We start from the raw sequence: 18,663 nt of genomic DNA on the forward strand, positions 1-18,663 counted from the left end.
CAAAATCTCAACTGCTTGAATCAATTTGCCGGCGAACAATGGTAACCTGTTGTTCACGCTGCCGTTTGGCGTTTTGCTTACCCTGTCTCTTGGCCGTTTTTCAACGGCGCCCTGCTAAAGTTTGATCAGGCAGGGAGACCAATACAATGAGAACGCTTCTGTGTGGCGTGGCGCTTTTGGCTGTCTTCGCCACGCCGGCCGTGGCCGAAACGCCCTATGACCGCAATCTCGAAAAGGCGGCAGTGGGCATCGTTGCCGGCAAGATCGGCGATATCCGCGGCGGCTTTTCCTACAAGCAGGTGCCGCAATTGGTCGTCGTTCCCGAAGCCGCGTCGACGACGCCTGTCTCCACCGAGCGCCCGCGCCGGCAAGCTTCCGGCGACGAGGGCGATGGTCTGGCCCCGGCTGTCGAACGACAGGTTTCACGGACTATCTTCTAGAAAGCGACATGCACGAAACAAAAAATCAGAACCAAATGTCGCGCACGCAGCGGCCATCGCTCGGCAGGTCCTCGAATGTGTCGAGACCATCGAAATGATCGATAGGGAGGTCGACGACGGCCTCCGGCGGCGCCAGCCTCACATTGACGGCGATTCGCGTGCGACCGCTGGCACTGGGGCGCAGGCCGCGCCAGGCCAGGACGCAAGCACAGGTCGGACAAAACAGGATCTCGAGTACGGGTGCATCCTTGCCGGCGCGCGTATAGGAACGAAGCGGCCCCGCAACGCGTATGCGCTCGTCGACATAGTCGTAGGCCCAGAGCACGCCATAGCGGCGGCAAAGCGTGCAGTTGCAGGCTGTGATCGAGCCGGGATCCCCCTCCAGCGTCCAGTGGGCCGCGCCGCAATTGCAGGTTCCCGTCAGCATTCGTCCTCCTTCGCCTTGCCTGAGCAAGAGGCGTCTTGCCCTCACATTTTGCCGGACTGGGTGCGATATTCAACACGCCATGGGCCGGTCTGCGTTCTCTCGCTCCAATATCCTTGCCTTCGTGGCCGGCTTTCGCCAGAGAAGGTCGATGAATTCCCCCGTGCCAGCCAGCATACGCCAGCGGCTTGACGAACTGCTCGTCGCGCGCGGGCTGTTTCCCAGCCGCTCGCGCGCCCGCGACGCCATCGAGCGCGGCACCGTGACGGTCGACGGCGTCGTCGCACGCAAGCCCGGCCAGACGGCCTTGCCCGATTGTCGCATCGGCATCGACGATCCGGCCCAGGGCTATGTTTCGCGCGCTGCGCTGAAGCTGATCGCCGGGCTCGACCATTTCCGCCTCGATCCCTCAGGCCGCGAAGCGCTCGATGTCGGCGCCTCGACCGGTGGCTTCACCCAGGTGCTGCTCGAACGCGGCGCGGCGCATGTCACGGCGATCGATGTCGGCCATGGCCAGATACATCCGGACATTTCTGGCGATCCGCGTGTCACCGTCATCGAGGGGCTCAACGCTCGTGAACTGCTGGCTAATGATCTTGCCGGCCGTGTTCCGGATTTCATCGTCTGCGATGTCAGCTTCATTTCGTTGAAGCTGGCCTTGCCGCCGGCGCTCGAACTGGCCGGGAGAGGTGCCCGCGCCGTGCTGCTGGTCAAGCCGCAGTTCGAGGCCGGCCGCGCGGCGATCGGCAAGGGCGGCTTGCTGAAGGATCCCTACGATGCGGCGCGCGTTGCCGGCCTGCTCGGGGATTGGCTGGACGCCATTCCCGGCTGGCGCTCGCTGGGGCTGAATCTGTCGCCTATCGAAGGCGGCGACGGCAATCGTGAGTTCCTGCTCGCCGGGATCAAGGACCGATGAGCGCGCGCTTCACCATCGCAAGGCTGGGCTCCCAGGGCGACGGTGTCGCCGAGACCGACAGCGGCGAGGTTTTCATTCCCTTCACGCTGCCTGGCGAAACCGTCACCGCCGCGCGCGAAAAGGATCGCGCCACGCTGATGTCGGTACTGGAGGCCTCGCCGCTTCGGATCGACCCGGCCTGCCGGCATTTCACCGAATGCGGCGGCTGCGCCCTCCAGCATCTGGAAGTGGAAGCCTATCGTCTGTGGAAGCGCGACAAGGTCGTGCACGCGCTGAAGAGCAAGGGCATTGCTTGCGACATCGGCGCGCTGGTGCCGTGCGCGCCGCGGACACGCCGCCGTGTCGTCTTCAGTGCGCGGCGGACGGACGCCGGCATGCGGCTCGGTTTCGTCCGCTCGCTGTCGTCCGAAATCATTGCCATCGAGGAATGCCCGATCTCGCTGCCCGCCATCGTCGCCGCGCTCGACCGCTTGAAAGCCCTTGCCAGCCTGATCTGCGCAACGACCAAATCGTTCCACATGACGGTAACCGTGACCGGCTCCGGCCTCGATGTCGCGGCTCACGAGTCCGGCAAGCTCGGCGAGAACCAGCGCCGCGTCGCCTCCAACTTCGTCATCGCCGAGGGGCTGGCCAGGCTGTCGGTCGACGGCGAGATCATCGTCGAACCGAAAAAACCGGTCGTGCTGTTCGGTGGTGTCGCCGTCGCGCTGCCGCCGGGCGCCTTCCTGCAGGCCACCGAGGCCGCCGAGCAGGCGATGGCCGGCATCGTCGGCCTGCATTTGTCGCGCGCGAAAAAGGTGGCCGATCTCTTCGCGGGCTGCGGCAGCTTTGCGCTACGCCTGGCCGCGAAGTCGGAAGTCCATGCCGTGGAAGGCGATGCGCCGGCCCTTGCGGCGCTCGACCGCGCCTCTCGTTTCGCCAGCGGCCTGAAGCGGGTGACCAGCGAGCGCCGCGACCTGTTCAGGCGGCCGCTCACATTCAAGGAGTTGAATGTCTTCGACGGTCTTGTCTTCGATCCGCCGCGCGCGGGTGCGGAAGACCAGTCGAAGCAGATCGCCCGTTCCGATGTGCCGCTGGTCGCCGCGGTGTCCTGCAATCCAGTGACGCTGGCCAGGGACCTGCGCATCCTCATCGACGGTGGCTATGCCTTGAAAAGCGTGACGCCGATCGACCAGTTCCTGTGGTCGCCACATGTCGAGGCCGTGGCGCTGCTGGAGAAGCCGAGGCGAAGGCGTTAAAGCGCGTCGCGTTGAACGGCTTTGCGAGATGCGCTCTAATTCTTGTTTTTTGCATGTTGCGTTTGCTGATCGAAACGGGCATATTACACTCTAGGGTAGAGGGGAAGAATAATGTTTTCATCAGGGGTTGTGGCTGAGATTTTGGGCGCCGCTTTGTTCATGGCGGTCACCGGTGCGCTGACCGGCTGGCTTTTGAGAAAGGTCACCCGCATCGGGCTGTTACCATCCTATGCACTTGGCATCGCGGTCATGACATTTGTCGGCGCTGCGCTATATGCCTCCAGCCAGGACGGGGCTGTCAACTACCTGAGTGCCTGGATTAGGCAAGCGATCGGCGGTGTTGTCGGCTTCCTGATCCTCTATGCGACGTCGCGCAGATCTGTCAGCAAGACGTAGCCGCCGGCGGTGAGGCTTCAGGCCGACCTGTTGGCCGGGATGCCGCTACGCTTCTTGCACGCCGTGATATCCCGCCGCCTTCGCAGCCTTGACGAACTCACGGTCAAAGGTCGCGAAGTCAGCACAATGGGCGGACTTGCCCAGATGCAGTGCATCGGCGAAATCCATCCCCTTCTCCGAGAGGTCGAGCGCGGAAGACACGATCGCCCCGTCTTCTACATTCACCGTGGGAAGCCCACTAAACGCCCGTAGCGTACGGGCGATTTCGGGTGGCTCATAATCATAGGTGCTTCGCAACACCCAATCGACTTCCAAGATCACCGTGACGGCGACAAAGACCGGCTGGCTATCGATCAGCGACCGGGCGCGAGGAGACTGCGTCGGGTGATCGCCCGTCAGGTAGCGGACGATCAGGTTGGTATCAATCGCGAGCATGGCGCCGCCGTGCTTCGGCGAGTACCCCTGCATCCATTTCTTCCAGCATCTTCGGCCTTCCTCTATGGGGCAGGGATCCAAACACATCCTCTGGCCGCGTCTCGGCGAAGACTGGCGCAGGCCTCAGCAGCACGCCCTCCGGAGTATCCTCGACCAGAAGGCGTGTGCCGGCATCCCATTTCCTGCGTTTCCGGATCGCGCTGGGCAGAATGACCTGTCCCTTGGTCGAGACGGTGGTTATGAGCTTTTCCGCGGCGGCCATCTCGACTCATCCCTTAGATGTAAGGCAAATGTAAGATAGCTGTAGGACGCGTCAAATTCAAGGCGCAACTATGCCGCCTCGGCGCAATGGGGCAGGGCTGCCAGTTTGGGTGTTGGGACATCGCTATCGGAAGCACCAGTCTCCATCAAACCCTGGTGCCACCCACCGTCATCTGGTTCATCCTGAGATGCGGCTGGCCGACGCCGACTGGCACGCCCTGTCCGGCCTTGCCGCACATGCCGATGCCGGTGTCGAGCTTCATGTCGTTGCCGATCATCGAAACCCGGTGCATGGCGTCCGGCCCGTTGCCGATCAGCATGGCGCCCTTGATCGGCTGCGTCACCTTGCCATTCTCGATCATGTAGGCCTCGGTGCAGCCGAACACGAACTTGCCCGAGGTGATGTCGACCTGGCCGCCGCCGAAGGAGACGGCATAGATGCCGTTCTTGACCGAGGCGATGATCTCTTCCGGCTGCATGTCGCCTGCTGTCATGTAGGTGTTGGTCATGCGCGGCATCGGCTGGTGCGCGTAGCCCTCGCGCCGTCCGTTGCCGGTTGCATTCATGCCCATCAGCCGGGCGTTCTGGCGGTCTTGCATGTAGCCGACGAGCTTGCCGTCCTCGATCAGCAAATTGCGGGCCGAGGGCGTGCCTTCGTCGTCGACGGTGAGCGATCCGCGCCGTTCGGGCAAGGTGCCGTCGTCGACGACGGTAACGCCCTTCGCGGCCACCTGCTGGCCCATCAGGCCGGCGAAGGCCGAGGTCTTCTTGCGGTTGAAGTCGCCTTCCAACCCGTGGCCAACGGCCTCATGCAGCATGACGCCCGGCCAGCCGCTGGAGAGCACGATGTCGAACGTGCCGGCCGGCGCCGGGATGGCCTCGAGGTTGACCAGCGCCTGGCGTAGCGCCTCCTTGGCTGCGTGCTTCCAGCTCTCCTCGACCAGGAACTCGCCAAACGCCTTGCGCCCGCCCATGCCGTAGGAGCCGCTCTCCTGGCGGTCGCCATTGCCGACCACCACCGACACGTTGATCCTGACCAGCGGGCGGATGTCGCGCACCACCTGGCCGTCGGCGCGCACGATCTCGACATGCTGCCAGGAGGCGGCGAGCGAGGCCGTCACTTGCCGCACGCGCGGATCCTCGGCGCGCAGCCACGCGTCGATTTCCTGAAGCAGCTTGGCCTTGGCCTCGAAGGAGGGCGAGGGGATAGGGTTTTCATCGCCATAGAGATGGCGGTTGGTGCGGGCGGGTGCGGCGGCAAGCGTGCCGGAATAGCCGCCCTTGACCGTTGAAACGGCGTCCGCCGCGCGCAGCAGCGAGGCTTCGGAAAGATCGCTGGAATGCGCGTAGCCGCTGGCCTCGCCGACAACCGCGCGCAGGCCAAAACCCTGGTCGGTGTTGAAATTGGCGGTCTTCAGCCGGCCATTGTCGAACATCAGCGCTTCGCTCTCGCTGTATTCGAGAAACAGTTCGCCGTCATCGGCGCCGTTGATGGTCTCGGCGACGATCTCCTTGATGCGATCGTCGGAAATGTCGAATTGGCCGATAAGGCTGTTCATGGCAGGTCCATTCTTGGGAAGATTGGTCGTCCTTTCCCCGATGTAGGCGCGAAGACAGGCTCAGACAATCGGCAATGACGCCAAAACAGGGCGACGATCGCCGTCGCCGGTGACGGGGCCAGTTCATCGTCAAGGGCTGCGGTGCGGAGTCCGAATTTCAGGGCAGGGCGGCGAAGCCGTCGGCAAAACCCTTGAGGTCGACCGGGATGCCGATGCCTTCTTCCGGCGTCTGGAAGACGATGAAAGTGGCCGACGTTCCGGTCTTCAACGTGTCGAGCAGCGGCTTTTCAAGAATGACCTCCGCATAGCAACCGTCCTGGAAGCAGCGCACGAAATAAGCCCGGCCGATATCCTTGCCGTCGACATTGAGGCCGAGCCCGTTGGGCAACAGCACGCCGAGCGGCGCCAGCACGCGCAGGATCTCGGCCTTGTTGTCGGCGGTGCGCAGCACGACGACGGAAAGCCCCATCTCGGGACGATCCTCGGCGACGACGTTCTGCATCATCACGCATTGTTCTGATGTGGCGCCGGCCGGCGTGTCGCAGATGATCGACCACGCCCCATGCGTCGACTTGACCGTGCCGCTTGGCTGCGCGGCGCTGGCCTGGCCGATCCCGGACAAGCCAATGCCAAACGCGGCGGCGAGAAAGATGACCTTCGCCAAGGTTCTCCAAAGCCAAGAGTTCATGACGGCTCCATTGCGAATCACGGCACTTTAAGCCGCGCCAAGGCCAAGTAAAGGACGAGACCGCTGCCGGTCTGCCCCGACCAAGGCAATTATGCGCTTTTCCGTGCCAATTTCGCCCGAATTGCGACCGTTCGATCCATAGCCTGGCTACAGCCCGCGAGGCGTGGCTGCGGATCGGGCTTCCGCGATTCTGGAAAGGGGCAGCCATTGCGAAGGCGCGGCCGCGCTTGCGCGCAAAAATGCCGCACGGGTTCCTCCGCTCCTTTCTTGCAGAGGGAAATAGAGTATGGTTTGAACCAGCCTTGGGACTGTCCGGGATTCCCGTCCCGGCCTGTTCGATAGTCTTGCGGTCCGATCGCGAGGAACTGGGAGATGATGAGGGCGATGAGAAAATTCCTGGCAGGCGCCAAATTCCTAGCAAGCGCCAATTTTCTGGCAAGTGTAGGCGCCGCAGCCACCTTGTTCGCTGGAGCGTCTGCCCATGCGGCCCAGCCGCAACCCTGGGAAACCACTTTTCAGCCTCCGGCGACCGACATCATGCGGCAGATCGAGTGGTTCGGGAACTATTCGATGTGGTTCGTCGTCCCGATCACCGGCCTGGTGCTTTTTCTGCTCGCCTACTGCATCTTCAGGTTCCGGGCGAGCGTAAACCCGGTTCCTTCCAAGACCAGCCACAACACGCTGATCGAGGTGATCTGGACCGTCGGGCCGGTCGTCATCCTGCTCTGCCTCGCCATTCCCTCGTTCCAACTGCTGACCGCGCAATACACGCCGCCGGAAGAAGCCAAGCTGACCATCAAGGCGACGGGAAACCAGTGGAACTGGGACTACGAGTACCAGACCGACAACACGCTTTCCTTCAACTCCGCGATCCTGCAGGATGCTGACCGCGCGGCGGCCGGCAAGGAAGATCGCGCGGTCTACCCGCGCCTGCTCGCTGTCGACAACGAGATGGTGGTGCCGGTCAACACGATGACCCGCGTGCTGGTGACGGCGACCGACGTGATCCACGCCTTTGCCATGCCGTCCTTCGGCATCAAGACCGACGCGGTTCCCGGCCGCATCAACGAGGTCTGGTTCAAGGCCGAGAAGGAAGGCCTCTATTACGGCCAGTGTTCGGAACTCTGCGGCAAGGACCACGCCTTCATGCCGATCGCGATCCGCGTCGTTTCCGACGCGCAGTACAACACCTGGCTGGCAGCGGCCAGGACCGACCTGCCCGGCGCCAACAAGGCGCTGATGGCCAAGGTCGACGGCTCAGACAAGGTAGCGGCCGCCGGCAACTGATGCCGCGGCCAGGAAAGATCAGGGAACGGAGCGGAACATGGCAGAAGCTGCAGCTCACGACGATCACGACCACAAGCCGTATCACGGCTGGGTCCGCTGGGTGTATTCGACCAACCACAAGGATATCGGTACGCTCTACCTGATCTTCGCCATCATCTCGGGCTGCCTCGGCGGCGCGCTTTCGGTCGTCATGCGCATGGAGCTGCAGGAGCCGGGCATCCAGATATTCACCGGCCTGGCGCAAATGGTCTACGGCATGAACGGCGACGCCGCCATCGACGGCGGCAAAAGCATGTACAACGCCTTCACCACCGCGCATGCGCTGATCATGATCTTCTTCATGGTCATGCCGGCGCTGATCGGCGGCTTTGCCAACTGGATGGTACCGATCATGATCGGCGCGCCTGATATGGCCTTCCCGCGCATGAACAACATCTCGTTCTGGCTGCTGCCGCCGGCGTTGATCCTGCTGCTCACCTCGATGTTCATGCCAAGCGCGCCCGGCGCCTACGGCGTCGGCGGCGGCTGGACGATCTATCCGCCGCTATCGACATCGGGTCAGCCTGGACCGGCGATGGATCTGGCCATCCTGTCGCTGCACATCGCCGGTGCTTCCTCGATCCTCGGCGCCATCAATTTCATCACCACCATCTTCAACATGCGCGCCCCTGGCATGACCATGCACAAGATGCCGCTGTTCGCCTGGTCGGTGCTGATCACCGCCTTCTTGCTGCTTCTGTCGTTGCCGGTTCTGGCCGGCGGCATCACCATGCTTTTGACCGACCGCAATTTCGGCACCACCTTCTTCACGCCGGACGGCGGCGGCGATCCGATCCTGTTCCAGCACCTGTTCTGGTTCTTCGGCCATCCTGAAGTCTACATCCTGATCCTGCCGGGCTTCGGCATCATCAGCCACATCGTCTCGACCTTTTCGAAAAAGCCGGTGTTCGGCTATCTCGGCATGGCCTATGCCATGGTCGCGATCGGCGCCGTCGGCTTCATCGTCTGGGCGCACCACATGTACACGACCGGCCTGTCGCTCGACACGCAGCGCTATTTCGTCTTCGCCACCATGGTCATCGCGGTGCCGACGGGCGTGAAGATCTTCTCCTGGATCGCCACCATGTGGGGCGGGTCGATTTCGCTGAAGACCCCGATGCTGTGGGCGATCGGCTTCATCTTCCTGTTCACCGTCGGCGGTGTCACCGGCGTCCAACTCGCCAATGCCGGTCTCGACCGCCCGCTGCACGACACCTACTTCGTCGTCGCGCACTTCCATTACGTGCTGTCGCTGGGCGCGGTCTTCGCCATCTTCGCCGGCTGGTATTACTGGTTCCCGAAGATGACCGGCTACATGTATTCGCCTGTCATCGGCAACACCCATTTCTGGGTCACCTTCGTCGGCGTCAACCTTGTCTTCTTCCCGCAGCATTTCCTCGGTCTTTCCGGAATGCCGCGCCGCTACATCGACTATCCGGATGCCTTCGCCGGCTGGAACATGGTGTCGTCCTACGGCTCCTACATCTCGGCCATCGGCGTTGTCATCTTCCTCTATGGCGTGTTCGAGGCTTTCCAGAAGAAGCGGGTGGCCGGCGCCAATCCATGGGGCGAGGGTGCGACGACACTCGAATGGCAACTGCCTTCGCCGCCGCCCTTCCACCAGTGGGAGCAACTGCCGAAGATCAAATAGGCGGCCGCCTGCGAATACGAAACCGCTGGCCCGCCGGCGGTTTTGGCCAACGGAATGATGGACTTAAAGTACGCATGGCCCTTGTCGACGAGAGATTGACTGACGAAGCGGGTTTCCGCATGTCGGAAGCGACGGCGGGCGATTTCTTTGCCCTGCTGAAGCCGCGCGTCATGTCGCTGGTGGTGTTCACGGCGTTTGTCGGCCTGGTCGCGGCGCCGGTGACCATCCATCCACTTCTGGCGGTGATCGCGATCCTGTCGATCGCTATCGGTGCCGGCGCCTCCGGCGCGCTCAACATGTGGTATGATGCCGACATCGATGCGGTGATGACCAGAACTGCCAGCCGTCCGGTACCGGCCGGCCGCATCCTGCCCGGCGAGGCGCTGAGCTTCGGCCTGGTGCTCTCGGTGATGTCGGTGATGACGCTCGGCGTGCTGGTCAACTGGCTGTCGGCCACGTTGCTCGCCTTCACCATCTTCTTCTACGCCGTCATCTACACGATGTGGCTGAAGCGCTGGACGCCGCAGAACATCGTCATCGGCGGCGCCGCCGGCGCCATTCCGCCCGTCATCGGCTGGGCGGCGGTGACCGGAACGGTCAGCCTGGAAAGCCTCATCCTGTTCCTGATCATCTTTTTGTGGACGCCGCCGCATTTCTGGGCGCTCGCTCTCTTCAAGTCCGAGGACTATGCCAGGGCCGGCATCCCGATGATGCCGAATGTCGCCGGCCAGGCATCGACCCGACGCCAGATCTTCGCCTACGCGCTGATCCTGGCGCCAGTGGGCGTGCTGCCATGGGTGCTTGGCTTCACCACGCCTGCTTATGGCATCGTCGCGGCCCTGCTGGGCGCCGGCTTCGTCTGGTACGCATGGAAGGTGCTGCGGATGGCGGAGGACGACCAGGTGATGAGACCGGCCAAAACCCTGTTCGGCTACTCGCTGCTTTATCTTTTCGCCATCTTCGCCGTCTATCTCGCCGATTGCGTTGTCGGGCGCGCGCTGGCGATCGGCGGAGCATGACCATGGTCGACAAGAACCTCGAACTCGTTTCGCTGACCGAACGTCAGCACAAGGCCCGGCGCAATCGTTCGGTCGCCATCGGCGTGGCGCTGGCGGTGCTTGTCGTCATCTTCTATGCCGCGACCATCGTGAAGTTTGGCCACAATCTCGCTGGAACGATGTGAGGCTCAAGATGAATCGCGAAACCGTGACCAATCCCAAGAAGAACACGAACCGCATTGTCGCGGGCGTGTGCGTCGCTTTCTTCGGCGGCATGATCGGCATGGCCTATGCCGCGGTGCCGCTCTACAAGATGTTCTGCCTGGCGACCGGCTATGGCGGCACCACAAGGCGCGCCACCCAGCAATATGCCGACCGCGTGCTCGACCGCGATATCACCATCCGCTTCGACGCCAACACGGCGGGCGTTCCCTGGCAGTTCCAGCCGGTCGCCCGCTCGGTCACCATCAAGATAGGCGAGACGACCCAGGCGCACTACAGCGCGACCAACAAGTTCAGCCGCGCGTTCACCGGCCGCGCCACCTTCAACGTGCAGCCGGAACTGGCCGGGCCTTACTTCAACAAGGTCGAGTGCTTCTGCTTCACCGACACGACGCTGAAGCCCGGCGAGACACTGGACATGCCGGTTGTGTTCTATGTAGATCCCGACATCGTCAACGTGCCGGAACTGAAGGACTTGAGTACCATCACCCTGTCCTACACCATGTTCCCGGTCGAGAAGAAAAAGCCGGTGGCGCCGTCGGTACCGGTCGAAAGCAGCAACAAGATTTCAAATACCGAAGGAAGCCTCGGGGGTTGATATGGCAGACGCGCACGCAAAACCACAGCATGACTACCATCTCGTCGACCCCAGCCCATGGCCTTTCCTGGGTTCGGTCGGCGCGCTGGTGACCGCGATCGGCGGCGTCTGCCTGATGCAGTATCTCAAGGCCGGCGATTTCCCGATCTTCGGCTACAACATCGCCAATCCCTGGCTGTTCTTCATCGGCCTCCTGATCGTCGTCTACACCATGTTCGCCTGGTGGTCGGACACCATCAAGGAAGCGCATGAAGGTCACCACACCCGTGTCGTGTCGCTGCATCTGCGCTACGGCATGATCATGTTCATCGCTTCCGAGGTGATGTTCTTCGTCGCCTGGTTCTGGGCTTTCTTCGACGCCAGCCTGTTTCCCGGCGAGGCACAGCAATACGCCCGCACCGCCTTCACCGGTGGCGTCTGGCCGCCCAAGGGCCTCGAAGTTCTCAATCCCTTCCACCTGCCGCTCTACAACACCGTCATCCTGCTCCTGTCGGGCACCACGGTGACCTGGGCGCACCACGCGCTCATCCATGGCGACCGCAAGGGACTGATCAACGGCCTGGTGCTGACTGTCGGCCTCGGCATACTGTTCACCATGGTGCAGGCCTACGAGTACATTCACGCGCCATTTGGCTTCAAGGATTCCATCTACGGCGCCACTTTCTTCATGGCGACCGGCTTCCACGGTTTCCACGTCATCATCGGCACCATCTTCTTGGCTGTCTGCCTGGTCCGCGCGATGAAAGGCGATTTCACGCCCAAGCAGCATTTCGGCTTCGAGGCGGCCGCCTGGTACTGGCACTTCGTCGACGTGGTCTGGCTGTTCCTGTTCGCATCCATCTATGTCTGGGCCTCGAACGGCGCGATGATCGAAGGCGGCTGATCCATAGGCTAGCGGATTGAGATGAGGCGGCTGCGGCGACGTTGGCCGCCTTATCTTTTGCGGCAAAGCGAATTAAGGTGGCGAGATGAGTGAAGACAAGGCGATCTGGCCACCGGTCGAGCCGATTTCGGCTGGCCTGCACGGCCGCTGCCCGCGTTGCGGCGAAGGATGGCTGTTTTCCGGATTCCTCACCGTCGGCAAGCGCTGCGTCAACTGCGGCCTCGACTATTCCTACGCCGATGCCGGCGATGGACCGGCGGTGTTCGTCATCCTGATCATCGGCTTCGTCGTCGTCGGGCTGGCGCTGTGGATGGAAGTGACGCTGAGCCCGCCGCTCTGGCTGCATCTCTTGCTGTGGATACCGTTGACGCTGGTCCTGTGCCTGACGGCGCTCAGGCTGATCAAGGGCGTGCTGCTGACGCTGCAATACGCCAACGCCGCCGCCGAGGGTCGGCTGGATCGCGGCGAATGAGCGAGGCATCCGAGTCGGTCGCCGGCCGTTCGCGGCCAAGGACGGCATTGCTGCTCGGCCTCGGCCTTGTCCTGTTCCTGATCTTGCTGGCGCTCGGCACTTGGCAGGTCCAACGCCTGCATTGGAAGGAAGGGCTTCTGCGGACCATCGACCAGCGCACGCGTTCGCCACCCCGGTCGCTGGCCGAGGTCGAAAACGAGTACGCGTCCAGCGGCGATGTCGACTACACGCCGGTGACGGCGACCGGCACCTTCCTGCATCAAGGCGAGCGGCATTTCTTCGCGACTTGGGAGGGCGCTTCCGGTTTCGATGTCTTCACGCCGCTGCAACTGGAAGACGGCCGTTTCGTCCTGGTCAACCGCGGCTTCGTGCCTTACGACCTGAAGGATGCGGCCAAGCGTCCGCAAGGCCAGGTAGCGGGCAAAGTGACGGTATCGGGCCTGGCCCGCAACCCGCTGCCGGCGAAGCCCTCGATGATGGTTCCCGACAACGATCCGAAGAAGAATATCTTCTACTGGAAAGACCGCGACGCGATGGCGGCGAGCGCCGGTCTGCCGGCCGGCGCTCGCCTGGTGCCATTCTTCATCGATGCCGACAAGACGCCAAACCCCGGCGGCCTGCCGGTCGGCGGCGTCACCATCATCGACCTGCCGAACAGCCATTTGCAATATGCTTTCACTTGGTACGGCCTTGCGGCGGCACTGGCAGCGGTCCTCATCATCAAGCTGCGCCGCCCGGCGAAAGAGACATGATCGCCACCGCCGCCCTTGACAGGGCAGGGGTGCGCACCTCATTTCGCGCCTTGAGTTTACGAGTCCACGATCCGATCAACCGGCCCGCAACCATGCTTCAGACAAAGCCACCGCTGACGATCCGGCTCTGCCAGCCGCGCGGCTTTTGCGCCGGTGTCGACCGCGCCATCCAGATCGTCGTGCTGGCGCTGAAGAAATACGGTGCGCCGGTCTATGTCCGCCACGAGATCGTGCACAACCGCTACGTGGTCGAAGGCCTGCAAAGCCTGGGCGCGGTGTTCATCGAGGAATTGTCCGAAATCCCGGCGCAGCATCGCCAGAGCCCGGTCGTCTTTTCGGCGCATGGCGTGCCCAAGTCGGTGCCGGCTGATGCCCAGGCGCGCAATCTGTTCTACCTCGACGCCACCTGTCCGCTGGTGTCGAAGGTCCACAAGCAGGCGATGCGCCATCAGCGGCTCGGCCGCCATGTGCTTCTGATCGGCCACGCCGGGCATCCGGAAGTGATCGGCACGATGGGCCAACTGCCGGATGGCGCCGTCACCCTGATCGAGACCGAAGCCGACGCCGCGAAACTGGTGCCCGCCGACCCGCAGGCGCTCGGTTTCGTCACCCAGACGACGCTGTCGGTCGAGGACACCGCCGGCATCATCCGAGCGCTCAGGGACCGCTTTCCCGATTTGCATGCGCCGGCTGCCGAATCGATCTGCTACGCCACCACCAACCGCCAGGAAGCGGTCAAGGAGACAGCAGCCGGCGCCGATCTCTTCCTGATCGTCGGCGCGCCCAACTCCTCCAATTCGCGGCGTCTTGTCGAAGTGGCCGAACGCGCCGGCGCCTCGATGTCGCTTCTCGTTCAGCGCGCCTCCGAGATTCCATGGAATGACATCGGCGCCATCTCGACGCTCGGCCTTTCGGCCGGCGCTTCGGCGCCGGAGATCATCGTCGATGAGATCATCGATGCGTTCCGCCAGCGCTTCGACGTGACCATCGATCTGGCCATCACGGCGACGGAAACGGAAGATTTTCCGGTTATGCGGGTGCTGCGCGATGTCGAACTGACGAAGGCAGACATGGCTTTCGTCAACGGAGCCGCGTGAACAGCCCATGGCGGTCTATACCGATGTCAATGAAGGCGAACTCGGCGCGTTCCTGAAGGCCTATCCGGTCGGCGACCTCCTGTCCTACAAGGGCATCGCCGAAGGTACCGAGAATTCGAACTTCCTGCTCCACACGACCAGCGGCTCCTACATATTGACGCTCTATGAAAAGCGCGTCGACAAGGCCGATCTGCCTTTCTTCCTCGGCCTGATGGGCCATCTCGCCAGGAAGGGCATTTCGTGCCCGCTCCCGGTGACCGCGCATGATGGCGGTGTCATCGGAACGCTTGCCGGCCGGCCGGCCGTCATCATCACCTTCCTCGAGGGCATTTCCTTGCGGCGGCCGACATCGGCGCATTGCGGCGAGGTCGGCAAGGCGCTGGCGGCACTGCATCTTGCCGGCGCCGACTTTTCAATGACGCGTCCGAATGCGCTCGCCATCGATGGCTGGCGCAAGCTGTGGAACGCCGCTCACGCCCGCGCCGACGAGGTCGAGCCGGGGCTGGCGGCCGAGGTCGACGCCGACTTCGCCGACTTCGAGCGCAACTGGCCGAAGGGCCTGCCGGAAGGCATCATCCACGCCGATCTTTTCCCCGATAACGTCTTCTTCCTCGGCGAGAAGCTGTCCGGGCTGATCGACTTCTATTTCGCCTGCAACGATCTCTACGCCTATGATGTCGCCACCTGCCTCAACGCCTGGTGTTTCGAGAAGGATTTCTCCTTCAACCTGACCAAGGGCACCGCGCTGCTTGCCGGCTACCAGAGCGTTCGGCCCTTGAGCGGTGACGAGAAGGCAGCACTGCCGATGCTGGCGCGCGGCTCGGCGCTGCGCTTCATGCTGACCCGGCTCTACGACTGGCTGACCGTTCCCGATGGCGGGCTGGTCATGAAACGCGATCCGACCGAATATATCAGGCGGATGCGCTTCCACCGGGCGATCAGCTCTCCCTCCGAATACGGACTGACATGACCAAGCACGTTGAAATCTTCACCGACGGTGCCTGTTCGGGCAATCCAGGGCCTGGCGGCTGGGGAGCGATCATGCGCTTCAACGGCACAACGAAAGAGCTGTCGGGCGGCGAGGCCGAAACCACCAACAACCGCATGGAACTGCTCGCCGCCATCTCGGCGCTGAATGCGCTGAAGGAACCATGCGAGGTCGATCTTCACACCGACAGCAAATACGTCATGGACGGTATTTCCAAATGGATCCATGGCTGGAAGAAGAATGGCTGGAAGACCGCCGACAAGAAGCCGGTGAAGAATGGCGAGTTGTGGCAAGCGCTCGATGAGGCCAACAGGCGCCACAAGGTAACCTGGCACTGGGTCAAGGGCCATGCCGGCCACGCCGAGAACGAACGCGCCGACGAGCTTGCCCGCGAAGGCATGGCGCCGTTCAAGCCCAGGCTAGCGAGGCCCGCGCCCGCGGCCACGCCGGCGAAAGAAGCTGCCTCACCGAAAAAGCCCGCATCAAAACCTGTCCGACGCTCGACCCAGAGTTATTGAGGAACCCGATCCGCCGCGCTCAGCGGATCAGCAGCGCCGTCCCGTAAAGCCCTAGCGCAAACACTGTATGCGACACCAGGTTGAGGGCACGGATCTGCATCGGATTGGGGCGCTTTGAGGCGGCCCAGCCGGCGCCCATGCCGGGCGCCAGCAGGAACCAGCCGGCGCCGACGGTGACAATGCCGAGGATGAAGGCCGGCAGGAAGGTCGGCGCTGCCAGCCATGCCGATCCCGCCAAGGCGACCAGAATGATGCCGTAGGCGATGCCGACAAGATAGTGGAAGGCCCAGCCCAGCGCGGCTTCATGCGCATAGGGCGCGGCCTTGCCAATATCGTCATGAAAGACCTTCTCACGCAGGTGCCAGACCCAGCGGCCGACCAGTCCCCAGTGCGGCCGCGGTTGGGCAAACGCCGCGTTGAGGAAAATCGCCCAGATATCCATCAACACCGTGGCGCCGATGCCGATCGCCACAGCGCGCCATAAGATATCAAACATCATCGAAATCCCCCCAAGCAGACAATCGCCAAGCGAAAGCTAAAGCTGGCCAAGAATGTGAGCCGCACCTGACGCGTCCACGCCGGGTTTGCTCTCGACATTGAGCGCGGTGACCTTGCCGTCGTCGACGATCATTGAAAAGCGCTTCGAGCGCAGTCCCATGCCGCCGCCCGAGAGGTCGGCGTCAAGGCCGATAGACCTGGCGAAATCGCCATTGCCGTCGGCCAGATAGAGGATCTTGCCTTCGCCGCCGCTGAAGCGGGCCCAGGCCCCCATGACGTGAACGTCGTTGACGGCAACGACGGCAATCGTGTCGACGCCGCGCGCCAGGATGGCGTCGTAATTGTCGAGATAGCCGGGCAGATGGTTGTTGCTGCAGGTCGGCGTGAAAGCGCCGGGAACGGCGAACAGCACCACTTTCTTCCCCGAGAAAATCTCGGCCGTCGTGATCGCCTTGGCGCCGTCGGCGGTCATCGTCTTGAAAGTCGCTTCGGGCAGCTTGTCGCCAACTGAAATGGTCATTGAGTCTCTCGCTTGGGAAGAATGGGAGGTGTCATTGCGATAGCGAACCAGGCCTGTTTCCGCAACTGGCCAGCGGACGGCATCGGAGCGGCCAGCATCATTGCATGTCGCCCAAAAGCATGCCCTCGGGCTTGACCCGAGGGTGCGTAGCGGTTTTGGGAAAACGACATGCATCAAAAGCCTATCAAGGGAAGGGCAGAAGTCCCTCGACAGCGCCATCGGCGCTGGTCAGCGTATAGTAGAGACCGCCATCCGTCGGCGTCGTCGACGGCCGGTCGAGGATCGGCACCGTAAACACCAGCTTGCCGTCCTTTTCGCTGCGGGCAGGGGCGCCGAACATGTAATCCCGTTCGCCGGCGACGAAGAAATCCGCCGCCTCCGGATCGCCCGGAAAGCTCGCCTCGACGATCAGCGTCTCATGGTCGCCCGGCAAAATTTTGATGCCGAAATCGGGCCTTGCGGCGGTGGGCAGGGTTGCAAGGGCAGCCTTCACCAGCGCGGCGTCCTCGGCATTGTCAGGATCGGAACCGGGGTCGACGGTCAGCCTCGTCTGCACCGGGATGCAGATCGTCTCGCAGATGCCGAGAAAAATATCGGCATCGATCACGGCTGGCTGGTTCGGCGCCGACAACGTGAACGTCAGCGGCAACGAGACCGGATGGTCGTAGCCGGCCCATTTGCCGTAGCCGTCGTCGTGGCGCTGGGGCGGCGGAAACGAAAATGTCGCATCGGCGATATTGGTGCTGGCCGAGATATCGAGTTGCGGCGGCACGCCGGCGTCGCCCGGATCGCGCCAGTAGGTTTTCCAGCCGGGCTTGAGTGCGATATCAAGCACGCCGTGGATGCGCCCGGCCTCATCGGGCTTGCCGCTCGTCACCAGCCGCACCTTGCCGCCTTCGCTATTGTACCATATCGACGAGGAGGCAGCCGCGGGAAGACCCGTTCCCAATCCAACAGCGGCGCCGAGCAGCAGGATTTTCAAGCTTTGCATGGCGCTGATTTGAGCGTCAGTTGATGGCTGTGCAATGATTTCATAGCGTCGCTGGTATCATATTTGCGTGACCTCGGGCACTGCTTTGCGTGACCTCGGATACGCAGCTTTGGCCAAATCGCGCGCGGCGCATCTTTTCGACGCTCCGGAAACGCGTTACCCTCCGGTTTATGGACTTGCTGCGCCACAAGAAGTCGGCTGCCGCACGCGGCTTCCTCGACGACCAGTTCCTGATTGCCATGCCCGGCATGAAGGACGACCGTTTCACGCGCTCCGTTATCTATATTTGCGCGCATAGCGACGAAGGCGCGATGGGCCTCATCATAAACCAGACCCAGCAGATGCTGTTTCCGGACCTGCTTGTGCAGCTTGGCATCATGAACGAGCAGGAGGCAATCCGCCTGCCGGCGCAGGCCCGCGATTTCGTAGTCCGCAATGGCGGACCGGTGGATCGCAGCCGGGGCTTCGTCCTGCATTCGGGCGACTACAGGGTGGAATCCTCGCTGACCGTCTCCGACGACATCTGCCTGACCGCAACCGTCGACATATTGCGCGCGATCTCGTCGGGTCGCGGGCCACGGCAGGCGCTGATGGCGCTCGGCTATTCGGGCTGGGGCGCGGGACAATTGGAAAGCGAGATCGTCGAGAACGGCTGGCTGACCTGCCCGGCAAGTGCCGAGCTTCTGTTCGACACCGACATCGAGCGCAAATACGACCGGATCCTCGCCTCGATCGGTATCGACCTGGCGCATCTCAGCGTGGCGGCCGGTCACGCCTGAATCTGATCGCGCC

Annotated in this window: 24 protein-coding genes; 16 read left to right on the forward strand and 8 right to left on the reverse strand. The window is 62.8% G+C overall.

The features are described from left to right. Positions 1-146 precede the first annotated feature (146 nt). A complete protein-coding gene (locus MESS4_RS12115; protein ID WP_006330592.1) occupies positions 147-440 on the forward strand; it encodes a hypothetical protein in 294 nt (97 codons plus the stop codon). 25 nt (positions 441-465) lie between these two features. Here MESS4_RS12115 and MESS4_RS12120 read toward each other — a convergent pair whose 3' ends face one another. Further along, positions 466-867, reverse strand: a complete 402-nt coding sequence (locus tag MESS4_RS12120; RefSeq protein ID WP_006330593.1) for a GFA family protein — start codon at positions 865-867, stop codon at positions 466-468. A 148-nt stretch (positions 868-1,015) separates the two neighbouring features. Here MESS4_RS12120 and MESS4_RS12125 point away from each other — a divergent pair, with 148 nt between their 5' ends. The 3 genes from MESS4_RS12125 to MESS4_RS12135 all read left to right on the forward strand — a co-directional run bounded on the left by MESS4_RS12125 (position 1,016) and on the right by MESS4_RS12135 (position 3,414). Next, the gene (locus MESS4_RS12125) at positions 1,016-1,780 is read left to right on the forward strand and encodes a TlyA family RNA methyltransferase (protein WP_006330594.1); all 765 of its coding nucleotides are present in this window, start codon (positions 1,016-1,018) and stop codon (positions 1,778-1,780) included. After that, positions 1,777-3,018, forward strand: coding sequence for a class I SAM-dependent RNA methyltransferase (locus tag MESS4_RS12130; protein ID WP_006330595.1), 1,242 nt, complete (start codon positions 1,777-1,779; stop codon positions 3,016-3,018). Before MESS4_RS12125 ends, MESS4_RS12130 begins: the two co-directional genes overlap by 4 nt. Before the next feature lie 129 nt (positions 3,019-3,147). Beyond that, a complete protein-coding gene (locus tag MESS4_RS12135; protein ID WP_244441122.1) occupies positions 3,148-3,414 on the forward strand; it encodes a hypothetical protein in 267 nt (88 codons plus the stop codon). A 45-nt stretch (positions 3,415-3,459) separates the two neighbouring features. On the opposite strand, the gene MESS4_RS12140 is transcribed toward MESS4_RS12135, so the two are convergent. The 4 genes from MESS4_RS12140 to MESS4_RS12155 all read right to left on the reverse strand — a co-directional run bounded on the left by MESS4_RS12140 (position 3,460) and on the right by MESS4_RS12155 (position 6,357). Then, positions 3,460-3,849, reverse strand: a complete 390-nt coding sequence (locus tag MESS4_RS12140; protein ID WP_006330597.1) for a type II toxin-antitoxin system VapC family toxin — start codon at positions 3,847-3,849, stop codon at positions 3,460-3,462. Continuing rightward, positions 3,836-4,111: an AbrB/MazE/SpoVT family DNA-binding domain-containing protein gene (locus MESS4_RS12145; protein ID WP_006330598.1), complete on the reverse strand. Its 276-nt coding sequence runs from the start codon at positions 4,109-4,111 to the stop codon at positions 3,836-3,838. The genes MESS4_RS12140 and MESS4_RS12145 overlap by 14 nt, the downstream gene beginning before the upstream one ends. 145 nt (positions 4,112-4,256) lie before the next feature. After that, the gene (tldD, locus tag MESS4_RS12150) at positions 4,257-5,669 is read right to left on the reverse strand and encodes a metalloprotease TldD (protein ID WP_006330606.1); all 1,413 of its coding nucleotides are present in this window, start codon (positions 5,667-5,669) and stop codon (positions 4,257-4,259) included. A gap of 157 nt (positions 5,670-5,826) precedes the next feature. Continuing rightward, the gene (locus MESS4_RS12155) at positions 5,827-6,357 is read right to left on the reverse strand and encodes an invasion associated locus B family protein (protein ID WP_006330608.1); all 531 of its coding nucleotides are present in this window, start codon (positions 6,355-6,357) and stop codon (positions 5,827-5,829) included. Between the two features lie 372 nt (positions 6,358-6,729). Here MESS4_RS12155 and coxB point away from each other — a divergent pair, with 372 nt between their 5' ends. The 11 genes from coxB (at position 6,730) to rnhA (ending at position 15,862) form a co-directional block, all read left to right on the forward strand. Then, complete coding sequence (coxB, locus tag MESS4_RS12160; protein ID WP_006330621.1) at positions 6,730-7,644, forward strand: cytochrome c oxidase subunit II; 915 nt, start codon at positions 6,730-6,732, stop codon at positions 7,642-7,644. Positions 7,645-7,681: 37 nt separating this feature from the next. Next, positions 7,682-9,334, forward strand: a complete 1,653-nt coding sequence (gene ctaD / locus MESS4_RS12165) for a cytochrome c oxidase subunit I (protein WP_006330622.1) — start codon at positions 7,682-7,684, stop codon at positions 9,332-9,334. Positions 9,335-9,408: 74 nt separating this feature from the next. Next, positions 9,409-10,353, forward strand: a complete 945-nt coding sequence (locus MESS4_RS12170; protein WP_006330623.1) for a heme o synthase — start codon at positions 9,409-9,411, stop codon at positions 10,351-10,353. A gap of 2 nt (positions 10,354-10,355) precedes the next feature. After that, complete coding sequence (locus MESS4_RS12175) at positions 10,356-10,517, forward strand: hypothetical protein (protein WP_081609712.1); 162 nt, start codon at positions 10,356-10,358, stop codon at positions 10,515-10,517. Positions 10,518-10,525: 8 nt separating this feature from the next. Next, complete coding sequence (locus MESS4_RS12180) at positions 10,526-11,152, forward strand: cytochrome c oxidase assembly protein (protein WP_036241145.1); 627 nt, start codon at positions 10,526-10,528, stop codon at positions 11,150-11,152. A 1-nt stretch (position 11,153) separates the two neighbouring features. Next, a complete protein-coding gene (locus tag MESS4_RS12185) occupies positions 11,154-12,035 on the forward strand; it encodes a cytochrome c oxidase subunit 3 (protein WP_006330626.1) in 882 nt (293 codons plus the stop codon). Between the two features lie 85 nt (positions 12,036-12,120). Next, positions 12,121-12,507, forward strand: coding sequence for a DUF983 domain-containing protein (locus MESS4_RS12190; RefSeq protein WP_006330627.1), 387 nt, complete (start codon positions 12,121-12,123; stop codon positions 12,505-12,507). Then, on the forward strand, positions 12,504-13,259 hold the full coding sequence (locus MESS4_RS12195) for an SURF1 family protein (RefSeq protein ID WP_006330637.1): 756 nt from the start codon (positions 12,504-12,506) through the stop codon (positions 13,257-13,259). Before MESS4_RS12190 ends, MESS4_RS12195 begins: the two co-directional genes overlap by 4 nt. 92 nt (positions 13,260-13,351) lie before the next feature. After that, entirely contained in the window at positions 13,352-14,356 is a 1,005-nt protein-coding gene (gene ispH, locus MESS4_RS12200) for a 4-hydroxy-3-methylbut-2-enyl diphosphate reductase (protein ID WP_036241123.1), read from the forward strand. 7 nt (positions 14,357-14,363) lie between these two features. Then, positions 14,364-15,326: a homoserine kinase gene (locus MESS4_RS12205; RefSeq protein ID WP_006330640.1), complete on the forward strand. Its 963-nt coding sequence runs from the start codon at positions 14,364-14,366 to the stop codon at positions 15,324-15,326. Beyond that, positions 15,323-15,862, forward strand: a complete 540-nt coding sequence (gene rnhA, locus MESS4_RS12210; RefSeq protein WP_006330641.1) for a ribonuclease HI — start codon at positions 15,323-15,325, stop codon at positions 15,860-15,862. Before MESS4_RS12205 ends, rnhA begins: the two co-directional genes overlap by 4 nt. Before the next feature lie 19 nt (positions 15,863-15,881). On the opposite strand, the gene MESS4_RS12215 is transcribed toward rnhA, so the two are convergent. The 3 genes from MESS4_RS12215 to MESS4_RS12225 all read right to left on the reverse strand — a co-directional run bounded on the left by MESS4_RS12215 (position 15,882) and on the right by MESS4_RS12225 (position 17,871). After that, positions 15,882-16,358: a DUF2938 domain-containing protein gene (locus MESS4_RS12215; protein ID WP_036241148.1), complete on the reverse strand. Its 477-nt coding sequence runs from the start codon at positions 16,356-16,358 to the stop codon at positions 15,882-15,884. A gap of 39 nt (positions 16,359-16,397) precedes the next feature. Next, a complete protein-coding gene (locus tag MESS4_RS12220; protein ID WP_006330643.1) occupies positions 16,398-16,880 on the reverse strand; it encodes a peroxiredoxin in 483 nt (160 codons plus the stop codon). Positions 16,881-17,064: 184 nt separating this feature from the next. After that, positions 17,065-17,871, reverse strand: a complete 807-nt coding sequence (locus tag MESS4_RS12225) for a protein-disulfide reductase DsbD domain-containing protein (protein WP_006330646.1) — start codon at positions 17,869-17,871, stop codon at positions 17,065-17,067. Between the two features lie 170 nt (positions 17,872-18,041). Here MESS4_RS12225 and MESS4_RS12230 point away from each other — a divergent pair, with 170 nt between their 5' ends. Beyond that, the gene (locus tag MESS4_RS12230; protein WP_006330647.1) at positions 18,042-18,650 is read left to right on the forward strand and encodes a YqgE/AlgH family protein; all 609 of its coding nucleotides are present in this window, start codon (positions 18,042-18,044) and stop codon (positions 18,648-18,650) included. The last annotated feature ends 13 nt before the right edge of the window (positions 18,651-18,663 follow it).

This window comes from Mesorhizobium sp. STM 4661 (genome assembly GCF_000359125.1).
GTDB lineage: Bacteria > Pseudomonadota > Alphaproteobacteria > Rhizobiales > Rhizobiaceae > Mesorhizobium.

Coding starts and splice junctions, on each gene's coding strand:
- MESS4_RS12115 (WP_006330592.1), top strand. CDS start 147: ATGAGAACGCTTCTGTGTGGCGTGGCGCTTTTGGCTGTCTTCGCCACG.
- MESS4_RS12120 (WP_006330593.1), bottom strand. CDS start 867: ATGCTGACGGGAACCTGCAATTGCGGCGCGGCCCACTGGACGCTGGAG.
- MESS4_RS12125 (WP_006330594.1), top strand. CDS start 1,016: ATGAATTCCCCCGTGCCAGCCAGCATACGCCAGCGGCTTGACGAACTG.
- MESS4_RS12130 (WP_006330595.1), top strand. CDS start 1,777: ATGAGCGCGCGCTTCACCATCGCAAGGCTGGGCTCCCAGGGCGACGGT.
- MESS4_RS12140 (WP_006330597.1), bottom strand. CDS start 3,849: ATGCTCGCGATTGATACCAACCTGATCGTCCGCTACCTGACGGGCGAT.
- MESS4_RS12145 (WP_006330598.1), bottom strand. CDS start 4,111: ATGGCCGCCGCGGAAAAGCTCATAACCACCGTCTCGACCAAGGGACAG.
- tldD (WP_006330606.1), bottom strand. CDS start 5,669: ATGAACAGCCTTATCGGCCAATTCGACATTTCCGACGATCGCATCAAG.
- MESS4_RS12155 (WP_006330608.1), bottom strand. CDS start 6,357: ATGAACTCTTGGCTTTGGAGAACCTTGGCGAAGGTCATCTTTCTCGCC.
- coxB (WP_006330621.1), top strand. CDS start 6,730: ATGATGAGGGCGATGAGAAAATTCCTGGCAGGCGCCAAATTCCTAGCA.
- ctaD (WP_006330622.1), top strand. CDS start 7,682: ATGGCAGAAGCTGCAGCTCACGACGATCACGACCACAAGCCGTATCAC.
- MESS4_RS12170 (WP_006330623.1), top strand. CDS start 9,409: ATGGCCCTTGTCGACGAGAGATTGACTGACGAAGCGGGTTTCCGCATG.
- MESS4_RS12175 (WP_081609712.1), top strand. CDS start 10,356: ATGGTCGACAAGAACCTCGAACTCGTTTCGCTGACCGAACGTCAGCAC.
- MESS4_RS12180 (WP_036241145.1), top strand. CDS start 10,526: ATGAATCGCGAAACCGTGACCAATCCCAAGAAGAACACGAACCGCATT.
- MESS4_RS12185 (WP_006330626.1), top strand. CDS start 11,154: ATGGCAGACGCGCACGCAAAACCACAGCATGACTACCATCTCGTCGAC.
- MESS4_RS12190 (WP_006330627.1), top strand. CDS start 12,121: ATGAGTGAAGACAAGGCGATCTGGCCACCGGTCGAGCCGATTTCGGCT.
- MESS4_RS12195 (WP_006330637.1), top strand. CDS start 12,504: ATGAGCGAGGCATCCGAGTCGGTCGCCGGCCGTTCGCGGCCAAGGACG.
- ispH (WP_036241123.1), top strand. CDS start 13,352: ATGCTTCAGACAAAGCCACCGCTGACGATCCGGCTCTGCCAGCCGCGC.
- MESS4_RS12205 (WP_006330640.1), top strand. CDS start 14,364: ATGGCGGTCTATACCGATGTCAATGAAGGCGAACTCGGCGCGTTCCTG.
- rnhA (WP_006330641.1), top strand. CDS start 15,323: ATGACCAAGCACGTTGAAATCTTCACCGACGGTGCCTGTTCGGGCAAT.
- MESS4_RS12215 (WP_036241148.1), bottom strand. CDS start 16,358: ATGTTTGATATCTTATGGCGCGCTGTGGCGATCGGCATCGGCGCCACG.
- MESS4_RS12220 (WP_006330643.1), bottom strand. CDS start 16,880: ATGACCATTTCAGTTGGCGACAAGCTGCCCGAAGCGACTTTCAAGACG.
- MESS4_RS12225 (WP_006330646.1), bottom strand. CDS start 17,871: ATGCAAAGCTTGAAAATCCTGCTGCTCGGCGCCGCTGTTGGATTGGGA.
- MESS4_RS12230 (WP_006330647.1), top strand. CDS start 18,042: ATGGACTTGCTGCGCCACAAGAAGTCGGCTGCCGCACGCGGCTTCCTC.